An 18,808-nucleotide genomic window follows, 5' to 3' on the forward strand; every position below is an offset into this window, starting at 1 on the left:
GCCGTAGTGGCTATCATGACTACGACGATTTGGAAAAGATCACGATCCGGTTTGTGTTGGTGCCGGACCGGTTGTTCCCAACGCCCCAGATATGCGACGTTTTCGAGAAATTCTGCTGGTTGATGAGGACACCCTCGCACCGGAACCCTGCAGAGATGCCCAGAGGTATCACGTGCTCTTCGAGCCGTACCGTCTTTTTCCGTACCTCGCCTACCTCGAATGCCACATACCCCCCCGGGGCAGTAATCCGGAACAGCTCAAAAAACACGGCACCCATGACCGTTTCCCAGTCAGCAATAGTCCGTGCCATGGTGATCGTATGACCGATGGCATCTTCGTCAAGGCCGCAGAACCAGCACCGGAGCCAGTTGTCCTCCCGGTACTGGACGATATCGAGAAACGGCGGTGAAGTGACGGTAAGCCGGACTGCACCTGAGGGAATCCCCGGTGTTGATCGGGCATCCCCGGTCAAAAACCGGGCATCTGGAGCAACGCGGGAAAGGTTTGCATAATCCTCCAAGGACAGTCCGCCAACAAGGCTCTTTGTCTTGTGCACGATGCGCCGGTGGGTGTCGCGGTACTCCGGTACCTGGTTTCGTTTCCGGTTGATCCGTTCCTGGCTCCTCGGGGAGACCGCCTGGTTGGGAGGAAGGGTGTACACCGAGAAGAACCCGCTCGAATGACCGGTCAGACGGTTGGTAGCCACCATCGCGATCCATCGATCCACGGTATCAGCAGTGCCATCCTCTTTTCGCCCGAGCAGGTACCGACGCAATGCGACGATCTCCCGCTCGGTATCCGGGTGGTAGAACATGGAAAGATCGCGGTCGGCCCGGTCCCCGTCCCGGGGAATTGTTTCGAGCCTTTCGGCCACGTCCCTGACTGTGGGTGGGGTGAACCGGGGCTCGGCAAGAACCCGGGAGAGCGGGTTTGCATCGTTTGCAATAACCTTTCGGCCACGGAGCCCCGCTTCAATCGCGGTTGTCCCCCTCCCACTGAAAGGATCATATATAATATCGCATTTCCTGGTGAGCAGATCAATAAAAAAACCGGGCAACTGGGGCTTGAAGCAGGCCCGGTACGAGATCTCATGCAGAGAGCTGGCCTGACGCTGGCGCGATGTCCAGAACTCGCCGGTATACTGACGAATGTGGAGCGGGCCGGCGCACTCTTCCTCGCACACCGGATCTCCTGACGGTCCGCGGAATCCTGCAAGGTATGTGTGGAACGCAGGGGGGCTGCTGTTTTTGGACCGTCCGCTCATCGCAATCACTTCCGCTGCATACCGGTGGGGGGGATAATCGTATATCTCCTGTGCTTCCTGTACGAAAGAGGGAAAAAACCTGTGCAGTCCTCACATGCGGTCAGGCTAAGGAGAGATCCTCATCAAAATAGTGCTCTTCGATTCCTTTGAGGGGCAGCTTGCGTATGTAATCATAGGACCGGGCAATAATCTGTGCCAGCTGCTCGGCATTCGGGTGGCCGGCAACCCACTTCTCGATCTCGGTCACGCTCGGAAAGTGATCGGTGTACTTATAGTAACCGGAATTTTCTTCCACGCAAGAATATCCGGTATATTGTTATTAAAATATTATGGATTTGACTTCACCGGGTTTTCCAAAAAGAGACAGACCTCACCAGAATACGGTAAGGGGGCATGCAGGCCGGGCTTTTTTTTTTTAAACCCGGACAGCGTTACGTTAGCTTTTTCCGGAACCAATACCCCTTCCCGCACAAGCACAGGGCCGGGGCGATCTTTTTTGCGATCGAGAGGTCCGACCATTTTTTTTAAAGGACCACACAATGGGGGAGGGGGGCTACCTCCGATCCCGCTGTAAGATTGGTCGCCCCGACCAATTCCGGAATTGATCGGTCCGGCTCATTTCAGAAGCGATCGGACCGATCACTCCGCTTTACCTGAACTTCCAGTAGAAGCACATGTGGAGATACTGGAAGAAAAGAGGTCGCCCCGACCGATTTTGAAATCGATCGGTCCGATCAATTTTGTTGAGGAGGGGTTCGTGGGAGGAGGGGGGTGACCAATTTTTTTTGCGCTGGGGGGGCGATCATGTCCCGGAATTGCCAGCTCGCGATCCGATCTTTTTTTAAGATCATCAGGGTTCGCGAAGGTTTTTGAAGACCGGAGCCCCGGGTATCACAAAAAAGGGTACCGAAGAGATCAGGTGTGGGTAAAGTAGGCCCGGACACCGCTCTCTGTCACGGCATCGATTCGTGCAAAGGCAATCCGTTCGAACTGCACAACCTTCCCGACCTCGGTTGTTACTGCGGGTTCGCAGGCGCCCTTCATTTCCCCATCCTGCGTGAGGAGGGTGCAGGGTACAAAAGACTGTGCCGGCAGCCACTGGATGATCCGGGCCTTTGCAGCACGGGCATCGGCTAGCGAGTCCCCGCCATACGAGAATGAGGGCGTCTCGCCATCCCATGTAATATTCACGTTGAAGAGGTCTTTTAACCGTAACATCGTTATCTCGCGTTTTGGTTCGTACTTGCGAGGAACTAATTTTCTATCGTTTAACGAAGATGATAATGAACCTTCAAGTTTTGGTAGGTTGTCAGAGTGAACTGATTCCTTTTTCTCATTTATTGAAGTGATCGGCGAAACATTTTCAGAAGATATTTTGGCTTGAGGTGACTCATAGTCGCCTCCTTGGGAGATGTCATTGAGCGAGGAAACAATCACAGAAAATATTTCGGCACGCGGGATGAGGACGGTACCGGTAAATTCAAGGGTACGTGTTCCTTTCTCTTCGTGCCCCGGGTGGAGCATGGCGTGGGCTGTGTGGGCCGATGCCCCCGCGATCTTTGCCTCAAGCGGGTCCGGGACAAAGAAGTACCGGTTTGCCACCGGGTCAACGATTTTTTTGTTCTCTGCGTACAGGTTGTCCCACGAAAACGAGATATCCACGTCGCCGATCCCAATAGCGATCATCGCATTCTTGACGGCATCGGGGCTGATACCCCGCCGGGCAAGGGCACGGAGCGTACCAAGGTGGATGTCGTCCCAGCCGGTATACTTCCCTTCATCGATCCCCGCATGCATCTGAGAGGTCGAGAGCACCACGCCCTCGATACCCATCCGGCCATAGTGCCGGTACACCGGGACTTTCCAGCCAAAATGGTCGTAGATGTAGCGCTGGCGTCTTGTGTTTGCGATGTGGTCTTTTCCCCGGATCACGTGCGTCACACCGAGCAGGTGGTCGTCGGCAACAACCGAGAAGTTCATCAGCGGGTAGACCCGGGCGTCCCCGATTTTGGGGTGGAGCGGGGCATCAAGGATCCGGAAGATCGGGTAGTCCCGCATTGCCGGGTCGGGGTTCAAAAGATCCGTCTTGACCCGGACCGAGGCTTCGCCCTCCTTAAATCCACCATTCAGCATCTTTTCCCAGAGCAAAAGCGCCGTCTCAACCGGCTGGTCGCGGCAGGGGCAGGCCTTTTTCGCATCTTTTAGCGCCTTGAAATGCTCGTTCTCGCAGGTGCAGACATACGCCCCGCCCCGTTCAATGAGCTGTTTGCAGAGATCGTAATAGATGGGGAAGCGCTCGCTCTGGGTGACCGTCTCGGTGATCCCAAGACCCATCCACGCGATATCCTCCTTTACCATATCGTAGGCTTCGGGGTCAACGCGCTTGGGGTCCGTGTCTTCGATGCGGAGGATGTACCGGCCGCCGTACTGCTTCACGTAGGCGTCATTGAGCGCCGCTGCCCGGGCATGGCCGATATGGAGCGGACCGGAGGGGTTGGGAGCAAACCGCATGACCACGCCGTGTTCTGCGCCTTCAAGATCGGGGAGTACCTTTTTCTTCTCGTGCTTCTCGTGAAGTGCGGCAAACATTTCCGGAGAGAGAGACTGGAGTTTTGTCACCCGCTCTTCGGGAGAGAGGGCCGCGACATCCGCGATCGCGTCTTTTGCCGCTGCGGATACTTCCTTTGCCTGTTTGCGCAGTTCGGGATGTGCACCCATCACCATACCGATAACCGCCCCGGCCTGCGGTACGCCACCGTGCCTGACCGCGTTCTGGAGTGCACACAGGAAAAGCGCGGCCTTTATCTCGTCCCCGGCCATCCTAGAAGCTCCGGGTCACAAAGAATTCGCCGACGTCCATGATGAGCTGGCGTTCCTTTGTCGGGGGGAGCACCATAAGCAGCCGGTTGCTGTCCGCCACAAGATCCGCCGCCTTCTTTTTGACTGCATCGATAACGCCCGCATCGGTCAGTTCCTGTATTGCGGCCTTAATATCGGCCGGTGAAAGCTCGTGCCGGTATTTCAGGAGATCCACGCCTTTTTGCCGGGCGATGATCATAACCAACGTCTGCTTGCCCTCGCGGAGATCGGAGCCCTGATCCTTGCCGCTCTTCTCCGTGGGGGTGAGAAGGTCGATGAGGTCGTCCTGAATCTGGAACGCGATGCCGGTGTTGAGCCCGAACTGGTACAGGGCCCTGATCTGCTCCGGGTTTCCTCCCGCAAGGGTACCGCCGATGGCTGCCGCTGCCGCGTAGAGCACGCCGGTCTTTTTTGCAACCATTGCCATGTATTCCTCCTCGGTCACATCGGCCCGGTGCTCAAAGGACATGTCCTGGTGCTGGCCTTCGCAGATATCGGCGCAGGCGCGGGCAAGCAGGGCAACCGCCTGTACCTTGGGGCCTTCGTCCGCCTTTGACTGGCAGATGAACTCGAAGGCCCGGGCGTACAGGACATCCCCGGCAAGGATGCCGGTGGGCATGTCCCACTTGGTGTGGACCGTGGGCACCCCCCGCCGGAGCGAGTCCCCGTCCATGATATCGTCATGGATCAGGGTGAAGGTGTGGGTAACTTCGAGCGCCAGTGCCGCCGGCATGACATCCTTTGAACTGCCGTGCCGGATGGCATCTGCCGAGAGCATGACAACTGCCGGGCGCAGCCTCTTTCCCCCCGCGGAAAGGAGGTGGGCCGATGCCCGGTCGAGCTCCCCACCGGCATGAGTGAAGTTCTTCTCGATCATGCCATCGATCTGCTGTGCAACCGATTTTAAGTAGGCGGATAGGTCGGACATGTCTGCTTCCATCTCTAGTTCAGTTTGAGCCGCTGGCCGTTTGACATGATATGGACGTCATTGCCCAACACATAGCCAAGATCCTTGGTGAACTCCGCATACGAGCCGGTCATCCTTATGTTCCCGTGGGCCGGGATGATGTGCTGCGGGTTTAAGAGGCTGACAAACTCGTAGTGGTCCTCACGGTACGCGTGACCACTCACGTGAAGGTCAGGGAAGAGCCGGGCGCCGGCCATCTTTAAGTGCGCCTCGACCATGTACCGCTGCCCGAAATTCATGGGGTTAGGGATCACGTTTGCCGAGAAGAGGATCTTGTCGCCCTTGGTGATCTGATACGGCGTATCCCCGAGGGCAAGCCGGGTCAGGATAGAGCCCGGTTCCCCCTGATGGCCGGTGATGATGGGGAGGAACTTGCCCTTGCCTTCCTTCATTATCCGGCGCAGGGTCCGGTCTACCGTCCTGCGGTTCCCGAAGATACCCGTATCCTGCGGGAGCGAGACCATCTTCATCTGTTCGGCAGTGACCGCGTACTTTTCCATGGAACGGCCCAGAAGCACCGGTTTTCTCCCGATCTCGTGTGCGCACTCCGCAATGGTCTTGACACGTGCGATATGCGAGGAGAACGTAGAGACAATTAACGAGCTCTTGTCGTCCTCGTAACTGGTAATGACATCCCGCACCAGGTCGCGTGCGATCCGTTCGCTCGGGCACCGGCCGGGCCGGTCGACATACGTGCTCTCTACGATGAGGGCAAGCACGCCTTCCTTTCCGATCTGGCGGAGCCGGGCAAAGTCCGGGGGTTCGCCGATGACCGGTGTCCGGTCAAGTTTGAAATCGCAGGCATAGACGATCGCACCGTGAGGGGTGTGGAGCACCGGTGTCACGGTATCGATAATCGAGTGCTGGGCCCGTACGAATTCGAGCACAAGATGCTGCGAGATCGTGTACCGCTGCCCGGGTTTGAGTGCGAAGAGCTTGTTGTTAACCCCGAACTTCTGTTCACCGGAGATCTGCTGCCGGATCAGTTCCGTCGCATACGGCGCGGCGATGATAGGCGCATTGTACCTGTGCGCAAGCTTCGGGATCGCCCCAATGTGGTCGAGGTGCCCGTGGGAACAGACAATCGCTTTTACGGTCCCTTCAACCGAGTTCATCATGGTGTCGTCTGGTATCGCCCCGATCTTGATCAGATCCAGGGAGTGCATATTCTCAAGCTCCGCATCCTCGTGGATCATGACCTGGTCCAAGCGGAGCCCCATGTCAAAAATGACAATCTCTTTGCCGCAGCGGACGGCGGTCATATTCCGCCCGACCTCGTCGTATCCGCCCACTGCAATAATTTCTATATCCATGTTTTTCTCCTGTGTATGTAGAACTCGCAAAGGTCTTTTTTAACCTTCGTGATGTTGTTGTTGTCGTCAGTCAGGGTCCTCCTGCATTACGCAGGATTACCATCATCCATCATCTGCCGTGTCCTGCCCGTAATAAAGAGCCGTGCCCGGCGCATGTCCCGGATCCGTGCGGCGCCGCACAGGAACATCGAGGCCACCAGTTCGCGATGTATCGTTTCGACTCTCGCGGCAAGTGCTTCGTCACTTTCCAGTGCCGGTTTTAAGAGCGGGAGTGCCATACCGCAGAGATCTGCCCCGAGGGCCAGGCACTTTGCCATGTCGATGCCACTCCGGATACCCCCCGACGCGATCACCGGGCTGCCGGTTCCTGCCACCTCGGCAAGGCTTACCACCGTGGGAATGCCCCAGCCGGCAAAATCCTCGCCCAGGGTTTTGAGGGCCCGGCCCTGTGCATCCTTCCGGTCCGCCCGGAAGCTCTCAACTGCCGCCCAGGATGTCCCGCCCCAGCCGCCGATATCGATCGCCGCCGCCCCCGCGCTCCAGCACAATCGGGCGACCTCCCGCGAGATCCCGCACCCGGTCTCTTTTACAATCACCGGGATCTTCGTCTCCGCACAGAGGTCGGCAATCGCGGCTATGCAGCCGGTTGCGCTGAGATCGCCCTCCGGCTGGATAGCCTCCTGGAGGAAGTTGAGATGGATCGCGATCGCGTTTGCGCCGATCATCTCAATGGCCTGCCCGGCCCATGCCGCCCCGTGCTCGCGGAGCTGCACAGCGCCAAGGTTTGCCACGAGAAACGCATGGGGAGCCTCATCGCGGACCACCGAGAAGGTATCTGCAAGGGCGGGATTTTCGAGAGCCGCCCGCTGGGAGCCCACGCCCATGCCAAGGCCGAAGCGCTCGGCAATCCGGGCAAGTCGCGCATTTGCATCTTTTGTCCCGGGATGGCCACCGGTCATGGCCGAGACAAAGAGCGGAGAGGAGAGGGTGTGGCCCAGAAACCGGGTAGACAGATCGATGGAACGCATGTCGCATTCCGGCAGCGCATGGTGAACGAGCCTGACATCGCCAAAACCAGCATCGCCCGATTCGACCTCCTCTTCTGCGCAGATGCGCAGGTGGTCGAGCTTGCGCGACGATGTGAACCGTTTCTTATTATAGGCCATTTCCCTTATCCCTCTCTCACGGTGGTCCCGCCATGGTCCTTCCTTGCAAGGAAATCACCAAGACGCGAGACCGAAAAGATACCAGACTCGGTGCCTGCAGCAGCAAGCCCGAGCAGTTCGTCAATTTTCCCTTTCATTCCACCGGTTACATCGGTATGTGACGAGCTGCCGATCTGGAGGGTGTGCACGGTCTGCGGGGTAATTTCCCGGACCACGCGCCCTCCATCCAGCACTCCCGGTACATCGGTGGCGAGCCCTACGCGGGTACACTTCAGTGCAACCGCGAGATACCGCACGAGCTGGTCGCCCGAGACAATGCAGGCTCCGCGTGAAAGGTCCATCACCACGTCGCCGTGGATCACCGGAACCATCCCAAGAGAGAGCATCGTTTCCAGGTTTTTTGTCTCGAACGTAAGGAGCCGCCCTTTATCGGCGATACCTGCATGAAGCGGGTGGACGCCGAGGGCCTGTATGCCAGCGCCCCGAAGCGCTGCAACAACCTCCGTGTTCAGTGAGCTGACCGCGTCGTGCGTAATCCCGATCCCTTCCGTGTAGCCGGGCGTGGCACCGCGATCCAGCTGGTATTTCCGGGCCTCAGGGTGCCCGCAGGAGCCGGCGCCGTGGACCACGACGATCTGCGCTGCGGGCGCCCCCGCAATGGCTGCCGCAACGTCGGCAAGCGCAGCCTTGTTGACCTGACAGTCGGCACCCTTGTCCGTGATCACGCTGCCGCCCAGCTTGAGGATGATGCGCTCAGACATTCTTCTCCTTCCGCGCTCCCTCGGTATCGAGCCCGGTCACGATCGCCCGTGCATCGCAGGACTGGATTGCCTGCGCCACCCGGTGCCGGACCGGCTTTGCGCAGAGAGCCACCATGCAGCCCCCGCCACCGGCCCCGGTGATCTTTGCACCGAATGCCCCGGCAGACCGGGAGGCAAGCACGAGCCGGGAGAGCTGCGGATGCCCGACGCCCATAGCTTCGAGAAGCGCGTGGTTCATGTTCATGTATCGTCCCAGTTCCTTGGGGTTGCTTAAATGGTGGATAGCGGCAAGGCCCACGCCCTCGATCGCGTCCAGGATCGGGTCCACGATCCCGGGGTTTGTCTTCTTTAGTTCTGCCACCTGCTCTACCATCTTTGCTGTGCTGTGCGAAACAAGGGAATCGCCAATCACCAGGTGCATGTTCTGGGGGGGAAGGCGCCTGCGGGAGCTGCCGGTGATAAGCACGATGCCTCCATAGGTGGAGACCGTGGTATCCGTGGGGCTCGCCCGTCCCTTCTGGACCGTCTTTTCGATCTCAAATGCCATGTTTGCGATATCTTCCCTGCTTTTATTGAGGGCAAACTCGTCATTTATGGCCGATAGCGTCGCGACCGTGACCGCCGCAGACGATCCCAGGCCTGATGAACTGGGGATCTGGGAGTTAATGTACACGCTCCCGACTACGCCCATTGCCTCAAAACATCCGTCGATATAGGGAGATTTTGCCCGGGCCGGGCGTTTGGATTTCCGTACTGTCACAAAGACCCGGGGCTTGATAGCCATAGCAATGCCGGGCTTTCCGTACACTACTGCATGCTCGCCGAACAGAAATACCTTGCCCGGCGCACTCCACGTTGCCAACCTACATCACCGCAATGGCCGCGTACCCTACAACCTGGTTCCGGTCGTTGGTTACATCCCCGCTCGTCGCGTACCGGATCAGCTCGCCCCTGCCTGCCCCCATGCACTGGCAGACAGCAACCATTGCGCTGATCGGGCCGTACCCGCAGGCAGTCACACGTTTCTCCCGGATCCGCCGGTAGAATTCCTTTATATCGAGCCGGGCAAGCGGCTCGATCGCGTACAGGTCACCGGTCTTTGCCTGCGCTTCGGGCACGTAGTGCGAGAAGTCGCTTGAGGCAACAACCCGGATCTCCTTTTTTGTCAGCCGTTGTGCTGCCACGATCTTCTCCGCGACCGCGGCCGCATGGGCAGGATCCTGTTCCCCCATCATGATCGGGACCACCCGTGCCCGGGGGAACCGGTGCCGGATAAAAGGCAGCTGCACCTCAATCGAATGCTCCTCTTCGTGGGAGGGTTCATCGACCGGAATGTCGAGCGCATCAATAAATTCCGCATCGATCTCGACAAGTCCGAGAGGAGTCTCCCACGGGATTGCAGAAGCGCTGGTCAGGTACCCGTGATGGGATGGGCCGATCACCACAAAGGTACCGGAAAACCCAGGATCTATACGGGAAAACGCGTACGCCGCAATCTGCCCGGAATAGATGTAGCCGGCATGCGGGCTGACAATCCCGAGAGCCGGTTCGCCCGGAGCGGTCCGGGAAAAAAACCCTTCCAGAATCTGGGTTAAGTGGGCGGAGTCCCGGGGATAGAACATGCCACACACGGCGCATGAACGCGTCTTCATCGGATCAACCCTCTGGTCGTCCTGTTATATGTAACGATCGATCCAAAAAGAGGATCGAGGGGATCCTTATTAGATCTCGGTTTCGAAATCTTCCTGGGTCAGGCTCGTGGCAATACCCCGGATGCGCAGCATCTCGCGGGTGAGGAGGAAGTAGATCATCGAGAGCGCCTTCCTGCCCTTGTTGTTGGTGGGGATCACAAGGTCCACGAACTTGGTCATGTTATTGGTGTCGCAAAGCGCCACGACCGGGATGCCGCACTGGACGGCCTCGTTGATAACCTGGGCATCGCCAATCGGGTCGGTAACGACAATAACCTTGGGCTCGATGTAGCCGTCAAGGACAGGGTTGGTCAGGAGGCCCGGGATGAACCGGCCGGTGGCAGACATCGCGCCGATGGTATCGGCAAACTTCTTGGCCGGGTACTGGCCATACTGCCGGGAGGTGACAACAAGGATCTCGGGTGCCTCGTACTGGGTTAAGAACTTTGCAACAGTCTTGATCCGGGCATCTGTCTCGCGGATGTCCAGAATATAAAGCCCATCTCCGCGGACGCGGTAGATGAACTTCTTCATGTCCTCACTTTTCTGCTGGGTGCCGATGTGGACACCGGCTGCCAGGTACTCCTCGACAGGGATGAGCGGTTCTTTTAATTCTATTTCCATCTCGTTGACTTGGGTCATAGTTGTTCCTCTATGCGGATGAGTTCGTTGAGTTTTGCGATGCGTTCGCCGCCAACCACGCCGCATTTTAAGAAAACGCAGGAGAACGCGGTGGCGAGGTGCGCAATGGTGGTATCCGTGGTCTCACCGGACCGGTGACTCATCACCGTGTCCAGACCATGGGTGTGGGCGAGGCTGACAGCCTCGAAGGTGTCGGTAAGCGTCCCGACCTGGTTTGGCTTGATGAGAACGCAGTTTGCACTGCCCGTCTCGATGCCCTGTTCTATACGGTCGACCTGGGTAACAAAGAGGTCATCCCCGCACACCAGGCACCGGTCGCCGACCTGGCCATTGAGCTCGGCAAACGCGTCAAAGTCATCCTCGTGGAGAGGGTCTTCGACATAGACAAGGTTGTATTTGTCGACAAGCTCGGCGATGTAGGCGATCTGGTCCTCGGTCGAGCGGACGCGGTCCCGGTACTTGTAGCCGGTGCCGTTCCACATCTGGCTTGATGCAACATCAATACCCATATCGACTGAGACATTCATCTCGTCTTCCACCAGTCCGGTTGCCTCGGCAATGAGCTCAAATGCAAGGGCATCGTCGATCTGCGGTGCCCATGCACCCTCATCACCCTTGCCGGCGGCAATCCCCCTCTTCTTTAAGAGGTCTTTTACGGTCTTGTGGACGGCGGCGTTGGCAAAAACCGCTTCTTCTGCGTCGGTTGCTCCGCCCGGGACCACCAGGAACTCCTGGATCTCGGTGGCATTTGTGGCATGAGCCCCGCCGCCAATCACGTTCCCCAGAGGAAGCGGCATCTCGCGCACGAACGCTCCACCCAGGTACCGGAAGAGCGGGAGCCCCAGTGCTGATGCTGCTGCCTTGGCATTGGCAAGGGAGAGGGCAACAGCCACATTTGCCCCAATCCCGGAGAAGTTCGGCGTTCCATCGATATCGCGGAGCTGGTCGTCAAACCCTTCCTGGTCTGCCGCATCCATCCCAATGAGCGCCGGGATCAGGTTCTGGACGGCATTCTCGATTGCATCCTGAGGGGGGAGGACCTTTGCCTCCGCCGCCCCGGTGCTGGCCCCGCTCGGGGCTGCCGCCCGGCCAAACCCGCCTGAGGTGGTGATCTCTGCCTCGATCGTCGGGTTGCCCCGGCTGTCGATGATTGTCCGCAGCTCGATTGCCTCAATGATCGTCATAACTCCACGCCTCTCATCTTCGCTTTACGGTAATGGGGATAATGTCTGCGTTAAATTCCTCGATAGCGATCTCCAGGGGATCGATCCGGGAAGTAGAGATAAGTAAGGGAGCACCCATTGAGATCTGCAGAGCCCTTGCTCCAATGATCCGCGCCCGTTCATACCGGGTGTAAACCTGCGTCGGCATTCCTTGTCCTCGAAAATAATTCCATAATCTGCTGTACTTTATTAAAATGGGGTCGCTGAGATTCGAACTCAGGTCACTGCGTCCCGAACGCAATAGGATAGTCCAGGCTACCCCACGACCCCTTTTGTCATCTTACTGGTACGGGTTGAGCTCATCAATGATCTCTTTGTGGGTCAGAAGCATGCGCCGGCAGCAGTATCGGGTGATACCGAGATCGTCGAGGATCTTTTTGGGATCCTCGCCTTTCTCCCGCCGTGCCTTATACTCTTCCCACGCCGGGGAAATTACTTTCCCACAGGTGAAACATCGTACGGGTATCAAGATTTTCGACCTCTCATATATCTTTGGATTTAACGATAAGACTTTTGGAACTTCTTGCGTGCGCCACGCCCGTGGGGCTTCTTGGTCTCTTTCTGACGTGAGTCGTTGACAAGGAGCGTCCGGTCGTAGGCAAGGTACACGTCCTTGATCGCGGGATCGTTGGTCCACTCAAGGATCGCACGGGCAAGCGCGGTGCGCACTGCCTCGGCCTGTCCCATGACCCCGCCGCCGGAAACGTCAATGGTCACGTCAATTCCGCTGCTCGCGCCGGGGACAAGGAGGAGGGGCTCGGCGATCTTCATCCGGGTGGTCTCGGTGCCGTACTGCTCGAGGGGCACGGAGTTGACCCGTATCACACCCTTGCCGGCCTTGATGGTGGCCCGGGCGATTGCTGTTTTTCGTTTTCCGCTGGTGTTAATGATCTTTGCCATGGTGACCACCTTCAGAATTTGGACCCGAGTGCCGTGCAGACCGCTGCAAGCGTGACAAACTGGGGGTTATTGAGCCGGTCCATGTGGACGTTCTCGATGACTTCCAGCTCCGCACCGGCAAACTGCACCGGGACGCCAACGTAGCACTTGATACGCTTGAACGCGTCAATGCCTCGGGGGCGCTTGTATGGGAGCATGCCACGGATCGTGCGCTTGGCCACATGATCCGGCCGCCGGGGGAAGTACGGACCCCAGTCGGTTGACCCGCGCTCGCGCTTGTGGTAATAGTTGCCCAGCACCCGTGCACGGCTGCCGGAGATTATGACCTTTTCGATGTTCACAATCGCGATCTCTTCGCCAGCGAGGGCACGCCGGGCGACCGTGCTTGCAAGCCGTCCCAGGATGAGCCCGTCCCCGTTGATTACGGTAACCATACTTTGTTCACCTCAGGATCCGGACACCGCTACCCTTGGGGTTGTCCTTTAACAGCTGTTCGATGGTCATGCACTGCCCTTTCGCATCCCGGATCTTGCTTGTGGCCGATTCCGAGAAGTTCAGCGCGGCAATCCTGACGGACTGATCCAGTACACCGCTGCCCAGCACTTTGCCCGGGACGATGATAGTCTCGCCTTTCTGGGCATAGCGGTTGATCTTGGACAGGTTGACCTCCGCATAGTTCCGGTTGGGGGTCTCCAGTCTTCCGGCAATTTCACGCCAGATCTTTGCCTCATTCTCCCTGGATGTGTTCTTTAAGAGCAGAATAAGGTTGGTAAGACGGGGGTTCGTCTTTTCCACGGTTCTTGTCATTTCTTCTCCTCCCCTGAAATTTCGCTTGTCTGTTTCTCCAGCTCTTCTGCCTGCGCTTTGACAAAGCCAAGCGCCTGGACCATAATCTCTTTTACGGGCAGCGATCCGTCACTTTCGACCGAGAAAATATACCGGTCGGGTTCTGCGGAAATCCGGATTGCCGGTTCCTCCCCGATACCGCTTGCCAGGCAGGCCCGTTCGCAGAGCTTGCACATGGAGCAGTCGGGAAGCCTGCCCTCGATGACCTCGACTTTCTTTCCCTTAAGTGCAAGGATAGTGCGGGGGCATTCGTCCACGCACATCCCGCATGCATCGCAGGTGGGGCTGATCGTGATGACCGGGTAGTTCTTGTACCCGCACACGAGGGTCGGCTGCCACTTTGCGTGCACTTTGCCCTTGTTGAGGACGGCACGCGCTTCGATGACCAGTTTCTGTCCCTTGATGAGTTTTACGATGGGGATGTTGTCACTGACCGGCGCAGCCTGAGGATCCTGCGGGATAAGGTCGCTTGAGGTGACCAGCTTGGGGCCCTCAACGCTGAGCGTATAGGTGACCGTGCAGGATGGGCAGCCCGCCCCTCCGCACGAACAGTCTCCTTGAGTCGAATAACTGGTAAGATCGGTCCTTATAGGAATGAGCCCGAGGCGATGCGCCAACATTTCGTCGAAGAGTGCGCTCGTGTTATCGTAGATGCGCACGTCCTCTATGGCAAGGGTCGGCACTTCGCCGATCATTGCCCGCCGAAACGAGTTTGCAAAGCCGGGCTGCGCTCCTGAGAGCGTGAAGCGTGCAACGGTGTCGTCCAGACTCGCGAATTCGATCTCCATCACACTCTCCTTCCCCGCCGGCCGCCCTTGGGGCGGCAGGAGTCATGCGGGACCGGCGTGACGTCTTCAATCCGTCCGATGCGCATGCCCGCGCGGGCAAGGGCACGGATGGCTGCCTGAGCACCGGGGCCGGGGCTGCGCTGCTTACCCTGGCCGGGGGCACGTACCTTCACATGGACACCAACGATGCCCTTTTCACGTGCAATGGCTGCAACGTTTGCCGCCATCTGCATGGCCGCGTAGGGGGAGCTCTCGTTCCTGTCCTGCTTGACAACCATGCCACCGCTCGACTTGGTGACCGTCTCTGCTCCGGAGAGATCGGTAACGGTGATGATCGTGTTGTTAAAGGAGGCAAAGATGTGTGCAATGCCCCACTTTTCCTTGTCGTTTGCCGCCATCTTAGTTCACCCCTGCACCTGTGGGCCTGGTGATCCGGGTCCGCTCTGCATGGCTCGCATCAACAAACGGGGATTTTCCGGCATAGGAGATGGTGGTCTCTTCACCACGGGTAACGAGATACCCCGGAACGGTGACCCGCCGGCCGCCAATTGCGATATGGCCGTGAGTGACGAGCTGGCGTGCCTGCTTGGGTGAGCGGGCCAGGCCCTTGCGGTAAACAAGGGTCTGGAGTCGGCGCTCGAGCTGGGCCGGAACCTTGAGCGCGAGGACATTATCGATGTCCGCGTCGGGACCAAGGAGACCTGCACGCTGCATGTGGCTGATGAGCTCGGATTTCTTTGCCTCAAAGACCGTCTGGTTGGTAGCGCTCGACATGAGGGCGAGCAGCTCACGGGCGGCCTTGCGGTATTTCCTCAGGTGACTCTGCGCTTTCCAGACCTCGCGCTTGTTGCGCAGGCCGTACTCGATAACGAGCCGGGTCTCTTCCTCGATCCGGGTCTTCTCGAACGGGCGCTTGGGTGTCTGGTAGGACTTATGGTTCTTGCCCGGGTATCCCATGGCTTACTGGCCTCCTTCCTTCTTCTTGCTGACACCGACAGTCGTGCCGGTCCTGCCGGTCGACTTGGTGCGCTGCCCGCGGACCTTCTGGCCGGTTTCGTGCCGGATGCCCTTGTAGCAGCGGATCTTCCGCATCATGTTGATGTCTTCATCGCGGGCGAGCGCGACATCGCCACCGATGAGATGCTTGTTCTCACCAGTGTAGAGGTCTTTTGGCCGGTTTGCCATCCACATCGGGATGCTCGTAGCGTACTTCTCTACCGCGGCGCGGATCCGGTTCACGGATTCCTCGTCAAGGAGACCGAGCTTTGCATACTCGTCAACCTTGGCCATCCGGGAGATGACCGTGGAGGTATGCCTGCCGATACCCTTGATACCGGTCAGCGCAACCCGCACCGACTTCGTGCCGTCCAGATCGGTCGTGCCAATCCGGACATAATATCGTATCTCTTCTTCCTGAGCCATCCAATCCCCTCGATTTTGAGATTGTCTCTTTGAAGCGCTGAGGGAGGGATTTGAACCCTCGAGTCCTTTTGGGACACAGGTTTAGCAAACCTGCGCCATACCAGGCTTGGCTACCTCAACAGAGGAATCTCGCATCTTCTCAGACACTCGCAACGGATAACCCGCTGCTCCATGAATGGTGCTTTATACTATGGTAGGGGTGGGGTAATAAGCGTTGTGGGAGGGACGCCGCCCACAGGATCCTGTCGATACCAGGAGAGAAGGTTCCTGAATTCGCATTAGATGGTTCACTTAGTATGTTATCTAAGGGGGTTGATTGGTTTTCCTATAGTATTATAACAGTATGTGGCGGGTAGGGGAAATATCCGTACTCTTACATTGAGGACTCCGATAGCCGGGGAGAGCGATCGCTCATCCTTTGTATTCTGAATGAGGGGGTCAGATAGGGGAATTCTGTTTTCCTAAAAAATCCCCCAAAAAAATCTTCGCCGTAATTTTTCCCGACTATGCACTGCCTGTGATTAGCAAAAACAGTTTTGGATCGTGTGACCCCACTCAGTGTAATCCGGTTTAAAATGCAGGATAGCATTTTTTTCAGAGGTAAAATTACCCGATTTTCGGGAAAAATTCCCAAATGCTGGTGCAGGGGGTCACATAAGTACATTTTGTTTATCACTCCTGGAGCGACGTTCCCCTCTCACGCACAATTCTTATTACTGCACCATCACTGTCTTAGATGATCATCCATGGAACGTCCCGCACTGCTGATCATCGATATGCAGAACGATTTTGTCCGGGAAGGGGCGCCGCTCCGGGTAGCCCAGGCAAAGAGCGTCATCCCGAAGATCCTGGAGGTGCTCGAAGCATTCCGGGCAAAGAACCTCCCAGTCTTCCATATCCTGCGAATCCACCGTAGCGACGGGTCCGATGTTGAGATCACGAGAATTGAGATCTTTTCCCGGCACCCGTTTGCCGTTGCAGGATCGGAGGGTGCCCGGGAGATCACGGAGCTTACACCCCGGCCGGGCGAGCACGTGATCGGGAAAGTGAGGATGAGCGCGTTTATCGGTACCGAACTCGGCCTCATGCTCCAGACGCTTGGTGTCACGGAACTGGTCGTGACCGGGATCCAGACTCCCAACTGCATCCGAACCACGGTCTTTGACGCCATAGCGTACAACTACCCGGTGATACTTGTGGACGATGCCACCGGCGCCCAGTCGGAGGATATCCACCGGGCAAACGTCCTGGATATGAAAAACATTGGTGTCCGGATCATGGACACCCGGACCCTTATTGACACGCTGGGGTAACCGGCACCCTATTCCGTTTTACCGCACGGGAGACCGCACATGCTCACCGGAACCGAACTCGCACTCGCAGGACTCGCTGCCGCTGCCGCGGGCATGGCAAATGCCCTTGCCGGTGGCGGCACCCTGATCTCGTTTCCGGCGCTTGTTGCCCTCGGGGTTCCTGAAGTCGTGGCAAACATCACCAATACCGTTGCACTCTGCCCGGGGTACGTGGGTGGGGCACTTGCCCAGAGAAAAGATCTGGCAGGGCAGAAAAAGCGCCTGCTGATGTTATTGCCGTCAGCGATCATCGGCGGTCTTGCGGGAGGGATCCTCCTCCTCTATGTCAGCGAACAGGTCTTCCATGTGCTTGTCCCGTTCCTGATCCTCCTTGCTGCGATCCTGCTTGCAGTCCAGGACCGGATCCGGGACTGGATCCGCCGCCATACCGGGAGCGACGGGACTGACGGGAAAGGGTGTCGGAACGCGGCCCTTCCGGTTGGCCTTGCCGCGGCGTACGGCGGGTACTTCGGACCGGGACTCTCGGTGATCTACCTTGCCGTGCTTGGCCTTTTCCTTGACGATACCTTAACCCGGCTCAACGCGCTCAAGCAGTGCCTGTCGCTTGCCACCAATGTTGCAGCGGCGGTATTTTTCCTCTTCTCCGGCCTTATTATCTGGCCGCTTGCCATCGTGATGGCGGCAGGGGCGCTCCTTGGCGGGGCCATGGGCGGGCATATTGCAGGCAGGATCGATCCGGCCCGGCTGAAATGGCTGATCGTCACCATCGGGATGGCTGTGGGGCTGTACTACCTCGTCCAGCTCCTCATCTGAAGGGGAGCTGGCAGGTTACAAAAAAAGGGGGGATGGCTCTTCCCCGGTAAATCAGAGGGCCCGTACCAGTGAACGACGGGTAACAAGGCCCGCCAGTTTCCCTTTGTCCAGGACAGGCACCGTGCTGATATTCTTTTTGACCATCAGGTCAACTACGCTCTGGTAACCGGCGCCGATATCCAGGGACAGAAGCGGGGCGCTCATAATGTCTTTTACCAGCAGGTTCCGTATCTGGTGGTCCTGATGCTGGTCTTTAACTGCCTCCCGGAACTTCCGCATCGCAACCGCCACATCGGTCTCGGTGACAATACCGGTCAGCTTGTTGTTCTCCGTGACCACAAACCGTGAGACCGCATCGTCCAGCATCCGGCGCCGCAGGTGGACCACGCGCTCGTCCGCCTCGATGGTGACCGCCTTGTCCAGAGCATCCCTGAGGGACCCGGTATAAGGGTATTTCCTGAGCAGGTCGATTGCCGTCACCTGGCCGATCAGGTGGTGCTCGCTGTCGTACACAACCACCAGCTTGTACTGCTGGAGCAGGGGAACGAGCACGTTCACACTCTCATCGGGATAGACGCTGGTAAAGTCCTCTTTGACCACGCTTGCTACGTGGATGGCAGCCGGGGCAATCGCCGTATTCTGTTTGCTGCCCAGCTTCTCTGCAATCGCCTCGCGGGAGACCGTGCCGACCACGGAGTTATTGTTGAGCGCAATCAATGGATCAATGCCTTCGGCAAGCATCTTGTCGAGCGCTTCAGTGATCTTTGCGGATTTGGCTATGGTCGTTGGTTTTGCCATGATATCTTTAACAAACAGTTCTTTTGTCATTTCGCCACTTCC

Annotated in this window: 23 protein-coding genes and 2 tRNA genes; 2 read left to right on the forward strand and 23 right to left on the reverse strand. The window is 57.9% G+C overall.

Features of this window, described 5'->3' with window-relative positions; all coding sequences use genetic code 11:
• Positions 1–19: 19 nt before the first annotated feature.
• The 22 genes from MBOO_RS11520 to MBOO_RS11625 all read right to left on the reverse strand — a co-directional run bounded on the left by MBOO_RS11520 (position 20) and on the right by MBOO_RS11625 (position 15,962).
• The gene (locus MBOO_RS11520; protein WP_012107780.1) at positions 20–1,264 is read right to left on the reverse strand and encodes a DNA methyltransferase; all 1,245 of its coding nucleotides are present in this window, start codon (positions 1,262–1,264) and stop codon (positions 20–22) included.
• 100 nt (positions 1,265–1,364) lie between these two features.
• The gene (locus MBOO_RS11525; RefSeq protein WP_012107781.1) at positions 1,365–1,559 is read right to left on the reverse strand and encodes a hypothetical protein; all 195 of its coding nucleotides are present in this window, start codon (positions 1,557–1,559) and stop codon (positions 1,365–1,367) included.
• A gap of 620 nt (positions 1,560–2,179) precedes the next feature.
• The gene (locus tag MBOO_RS11530; RefSeq protein ID WP_012107782.1) at positions 2,180–4,084 is read right to left on the reverse strand and encodes a glutamate--tRNA ligase; all 1,905 of its coding nucleotides are present in this window, start codon (positions 4,082–4,084) and stop codon (positions 2,180–2,182) included.
• A 1-nt stretch (position 4,085) separates the two neighbouring features.
• Complete coding sequence (locus MBOO_RS11535) at positions 4,086–5,051, reverse strand: polyprenyl synthetase family protein (protein ID WP_048068762.1); 966 nt, start codon at positions 5,049–5,051, stop codon at positions 4,086–4,088.
• 14 nt (positions 5,052–5,065) lie between these two features.
• Positions 5,066–6,403: an RNase J family beta-CASP ribonuclease gene (locus MBOO_RS11540; protein WP_012107784.1), complete on the reverse strand. Its 1,338-nt coding sequence runs from the start codon at positions 6,401–6,403 to the stop codon at positions 5,066–5,068.
• 86 nt (positions 6,404–6,489) lie between these two features.
• The gene (gene fni / locus MBOO_RS11545) at positions 6,490–7,569 is read right to left on the reverse strand and encodes a type 2 isopentenyl-diphosphate Delta-isomerase (protein WP_012107785.1); all 1,080 of its coding nucleotides are present in this window, start codon (positions 7,567–7,569) and stop codon (positions 6,490–6,492) included.
• 5 nt (positions 7,570–7,574) lie between these two features.
• Positions 7,575–8,330, reverse strand: coding sequence for an isopentenyl phosphate kinase (locus tag MBOO_RS11550; protein ID WP_012107786.1), 756 nt, complete (start codon positions 8,328–8,330; stop codon positions 7,575–7,577).
• Complete coding sequence (gene mvk, locus MBOO_RS11555) at positions 8,323–9,192, reverse strand: mevalonate kinase (RefSeq protein WP_012107787.1); 870 nt, start codon at positions 9,190–9,192, stop codon at positions 8,323–8,325. The genes MBOO_RS11550 and mvk overlap by 8 nt, the downstream gene beginning before the upstream one ends.
• Before the next feature lies 1 nt (position 9,193).
• Positions 9,194–9,982 carry an AmmeMemoRadiSam system protein B gene (gene amrB, locus MBOO_RS11560; protein ID WP_012107788.1) on the reverse strand — a complete coding sequence of 263 codons (789 nt, stop codon included), beginning with the start codon at positions 9,980–9,982 and terminating at the stop codon, positions 9,194–9,196.
• 69 nt (positions 9,983–10,051) lie between these two features.
• On the reverse strand, positions 10,052–10,663 hold the full coding sequence (gene rpsB, locus MBOO_RS11565; RefSeq protein WP_012107789.1) for a 30S ribosomal protein S2: 612 nt from the start codon (positions 10,661–10,663) through the stop codon (positions 10,052–10,054).
• A complete protein-coding gene (gene eno / locus MBOO_RS11570) occupies positions 10,660–11,847 on the reverse strand; it encodes a phosphopyruvate hydratase (RefSeq protein ID WP_012107790.1) in 1,188 nt (395 codons plus the stop codon). Before eno ends, rpsB begins: the two co-directional genes overlap by 4 nt.
• Before the next feature lie 13 nt (positions 11,848–11,860).
• Positions 11,861–12,034, reverse strand: coding sequence for a DNA-directed RNA polymerase subunit K (locus tag MBOO_RS11575; RefSeq protein WP_012107791.1), 174 nt, complete (start codon positions 12,032–12,034; stop codon positions 11,861–11,863).
• Positions 12,035–12,081: 47 nt separating this feature from the next.
• Positions 12,082–12,156, reverse strand: a tRNA-Pro gene (locus MBOO_RS11580).
• A 10-nt stretch (positions 12,157–12,166) separates the two neighbouring features.
• Positions 12,167–12,355 carry a DNA-directed RNA polymerase subunit N gene (locus MBOO_RS11585; protein WP_012107792.1) on the reverse strand — a complete coding sequence of 63 codons (189 nt, stop codon included), beginning with the start codon at positions 12,353–12,355 and terminating at the stop codon, positions 12,167–12,169.
• Between the two features lie 29 nt (positions 12,356–12,384).
• Positions 12,385–12,786, reverse strand: coding sequence for a 30S ribosomal protein S9 (locus MBOO_RS11590; RefSeq protein WP_012107793.1), 402 nt, complete (start codon positions 12,784–12,786; stop codon positions 12,385–12,387).
• A gap of 11 nt (positions 12,787–12,797) precedes the next feature.
• Entirely contained in the window at positions 12,798–13,220 is a 423-nt protein-coding gene (locus tag MBOO_RS11595; protein ID WP_012107794.1) for a 50S ribosomal protein L13, read from the reverse strand.
• Between the two features lie 7 nt (positions 13,221–13,227).
• Positions 13,228–13,593, reverse strand: a complete 366-nt coding sequence (locus tag MBOO_RS11600; RefSeq protein ID WP_012107795.1) for a 50S ribosomal protein L18e — start codon at positions 13,591–13,593, stop codon at positions 13,228–13,230.
• The gene (locus MBOO_RS11605) at positions 13,590–14,420 is read right to left on the reverse strand and encodes a DNA-directed RNA polymerase subunit D (RefSeq protein WP_012107796.1); all 831 of its coding nucleotides are present in this window, start codon (positions 14,418–14,420) and stop codon (positions 13,590–13,592) included. Before MBOO_RS11605 ends, MBOO_RS11600 begins: the two co-directional genes overlap by 4 nt.
• Positions 14,420–14,818 (reverse strand): 30S ribosomal protein S11, encoded by a 399-nt coding sequence (locus tag MBOO_RS11610; protein WP_012107797.1) that lies wholly within the window; start codon positions 14,816–14,818, stop codon positions 14,420–14,422. Before MBOO_RS11610 ends, MBOO_RS11605 begins: the two co-directional genes overlap by 1 nt.
• A 1-nt stretch (position 14,819) precedes the next feature.
• The gene (locus MBOO_RS11615; RefSeq protein WP_012107798.1) at positions 14,820–15,377 is read right to left on the reverse strand and encodes a 30S ribosomal protein S4; all 558 of its coding nucleotides are present in this window, start codon (positions 15,375–15,377) and stop codon (positions 14,820–14,822) included.
• 3 nt (positions 15,378–15,380) lie between these two features.
• The gene (locus tag MBOO_RS11620) at positions 15,381–15,842 is read right to left on the reverse strand and encodes a 30S ribosomal protein S13 (RefSeq protein ID WP_012107799.1); all 462 of its coding nucleotides are present in this window, start codon (positions 15,840–15,842) and stop codon (positions 15,381–15,383) included.
• Between the two features lie 35 nt (positions 15,843–15,877).
• A tRNA-Ser gene (locus tag MBOO_RS11625) sits at positions 15,878–15,962 on the reverse strand.
• A gap of 626 nt (positions 15,963–16,588) precedes the next feature.
• On the opposite strand from MBOO_RS11625, the gene MBOO_RS11630 reads away from it, so the two are divergent.
• Both MBOO_RS11630 and MBOO_RS11635 read left to right on the forward strand, forming a co-directional pair.
• Positions 16,589–17,155 (forward strand): cysteine hydrolase family protein, encoded by a 567-nt coding sequence (locus MBOO_RS11630; protein ID WP_012107800.1) that lies wholly within the window; start codon positions 16,589–16,591, stop codon positions 17,153–17,155.
• Between the two features lie 39 nt (positions 17,156–17,194).
• Positions 17,195–17,968: a sulfite exporter TauE/SafE family protein gene (locus tag MBOO_RS11635; protein ID WP_012107801.1), complete on the forward strand. Its 774-nt coding sequence runs from the start codon at positions 17,195–17,197 to the stop codon at positions 17,966–17,968.
• Between the two features lie 51 nt (positions 17,969–18,019).
• Here MBOO_RS11635 and MBOO_RS11640 read toward each other — a convergent pair whose 3' ends face one another.
• Positions 18,020–18,796, reverse strand: a complete 777-nt coding sequence (locus MBOO_RS11640; protein WP_012107802.1) for a CBS domain-containing protein — start codon at positions 18,794–18,796, stop codon at positions 18,020–18,022.
• Positions 18,797–18,808: the final 12 nt, after the last annotated feature.

Origin of the sequence: Methanoregula boonei 6A8 (assembly GCF_000017625.1) — an archaeon.
Lineage (GTDB): Archaea > Halobacteriota > Methanomicrobia > Methanomicrobiales > Methanospirillaceae > Methanoregula > Methanoregula boonei.

Bases quoted from the DNA above. Each gene is read 5' to 3' on its own strand.
- fni (WP_012107785.1), bottom strand. From the start codon at position 7,569: ATGGCCTATAATAAGAAACGGTTCACATCGTCGCGCAAGCTCGACCAC.
- MBOO_RS11635 (WP_012107801.1), top strand. From the start codon at position 17,195: ATGCTCACCGGAACCGAACTCGCACTCGCAGGACTCGCTGCCGCTGCC.
- MBOO_RS11605 (WP_012107796.1), bottom strand. From the start codon at position 14,420: ATGGAGATCGAATTCGCGAGTCTGGACGACACCGTTGCACGCTTCACG.
- MBOO_RS11520 (WP_012107780.1), bottom strand. From the start codon at position 1,264: ATGAGCGGACGGTCCAAAAACAGCAGCCCCCCTGCGTTCCACACATAC.
- rpsB (WP_012107789.1), bottom strand. From the start codon at position 10,663: ATGACCCAAGTCAACGAGATGGAAATAGAATTAAAAGAACCGCTCATC.
- MBOO_RS11640 (WP_012107802.1), bottom strand. From the start codon at position 18,796: ATGACAAAAGAACTGTTTGTTAAAGATATCATGGCAAAACCAACGACC.
- MBOO_RS11550 (WP_012107786.1), bottom strand. From the start codon at position 8,330: ATGTCTGAGCGCATCATCCTCAAGCTGGGCGGCAGCGTGATCACGGAC.
- eno (WP_012107790.1), bottom strand. From the start codon at position 11,847: ATGACGATCATTGAGGCAATCGAGCTGCGGACAATCATCGACAGCCGG.
- MBOO_RS11610 (WP_012107797.1), bottom strand. From the start codon at position 14,818: ATGGCGGCAAACGACAAGGAAAAGTGGGGCATTGCACACATCTTTGCC.
- MBOO_RS11600 (WP_012107795.1), bottom strand. From the start codon at position 13,593: ATGACAAGAACCGTGGAAAAGACGAACCCCCGTCTTACCAACCTTATT.
- MBOO_RS11590 (WP_012107793.1), bottom strand. From the start codon at position 12,786: ATGGCAAAGATCATTAACACCAGCGGAAAACGAAAAACAGCAATCGCC.
- MBOO_RS11575 (WP_012107791.1), bottom strand. From the start codon at position 12,034: ATGCCGACGCAGGTTTACACCCGGTATGAACGGGCGCGGATCATTGGA.
- MBOO_RS11615 (WP_012107798.1), bottom strand. From the start codon at position 15,377: ATGGGATACCCGGGCAAGAACCATAAGTCCTACCAGACACCCAAGCGC.
- MBOO_RS11595 (WP_012107794.1), bottom strand. From the start codon at position 13,220: ATGGTTACCGTAATCAACGGGGACGGGCTCATCCTGGGACGGCTTGCA.
- MBOO_RS11535 (WP_048068762.1), bottom strand. From the start codon at position 5,051: ATGTCCGACCTATCCGCCTACTTAAAATCGGTTGCACAGCAGATCGAT.
- MBOO_RS11540 (WP_012107784.1), bottom strand. From the start codon at position 6,403: ATGGATATAGAAATTATTGCAGTGGGCGGATACGACGAGGTCGGGCGG.
- amrB (WP_012107788.1), bottom strand. From the start codon at position 9,982: ATGAAGACGCGTTCATGCGCCGTGTGTGGCATGTTCTATCCCCGGGAC.
- MBOO_RS11620 (WP_012107799.1), bottom strand. From the start codon at position 15,842: ATGGCTCAGGAAGAAGAGATACGATATTATGTCCGGATTGGCACGACC.
- MBOO_RS11530 (WP_012107782.1), bottom strand. From the start codon at position 4,084: ATGGCCGGGGACGAGATAAAGGCCGCGCTTTTCCTGTGTGCACTCCAG.
- MBOO_RS11630 (WP_012107800.1), top strand. From the start codon at position 16,589: ATGGAACGTCCCGCACTGCTGATCATCGATATGCAGAACGATTTTGTC.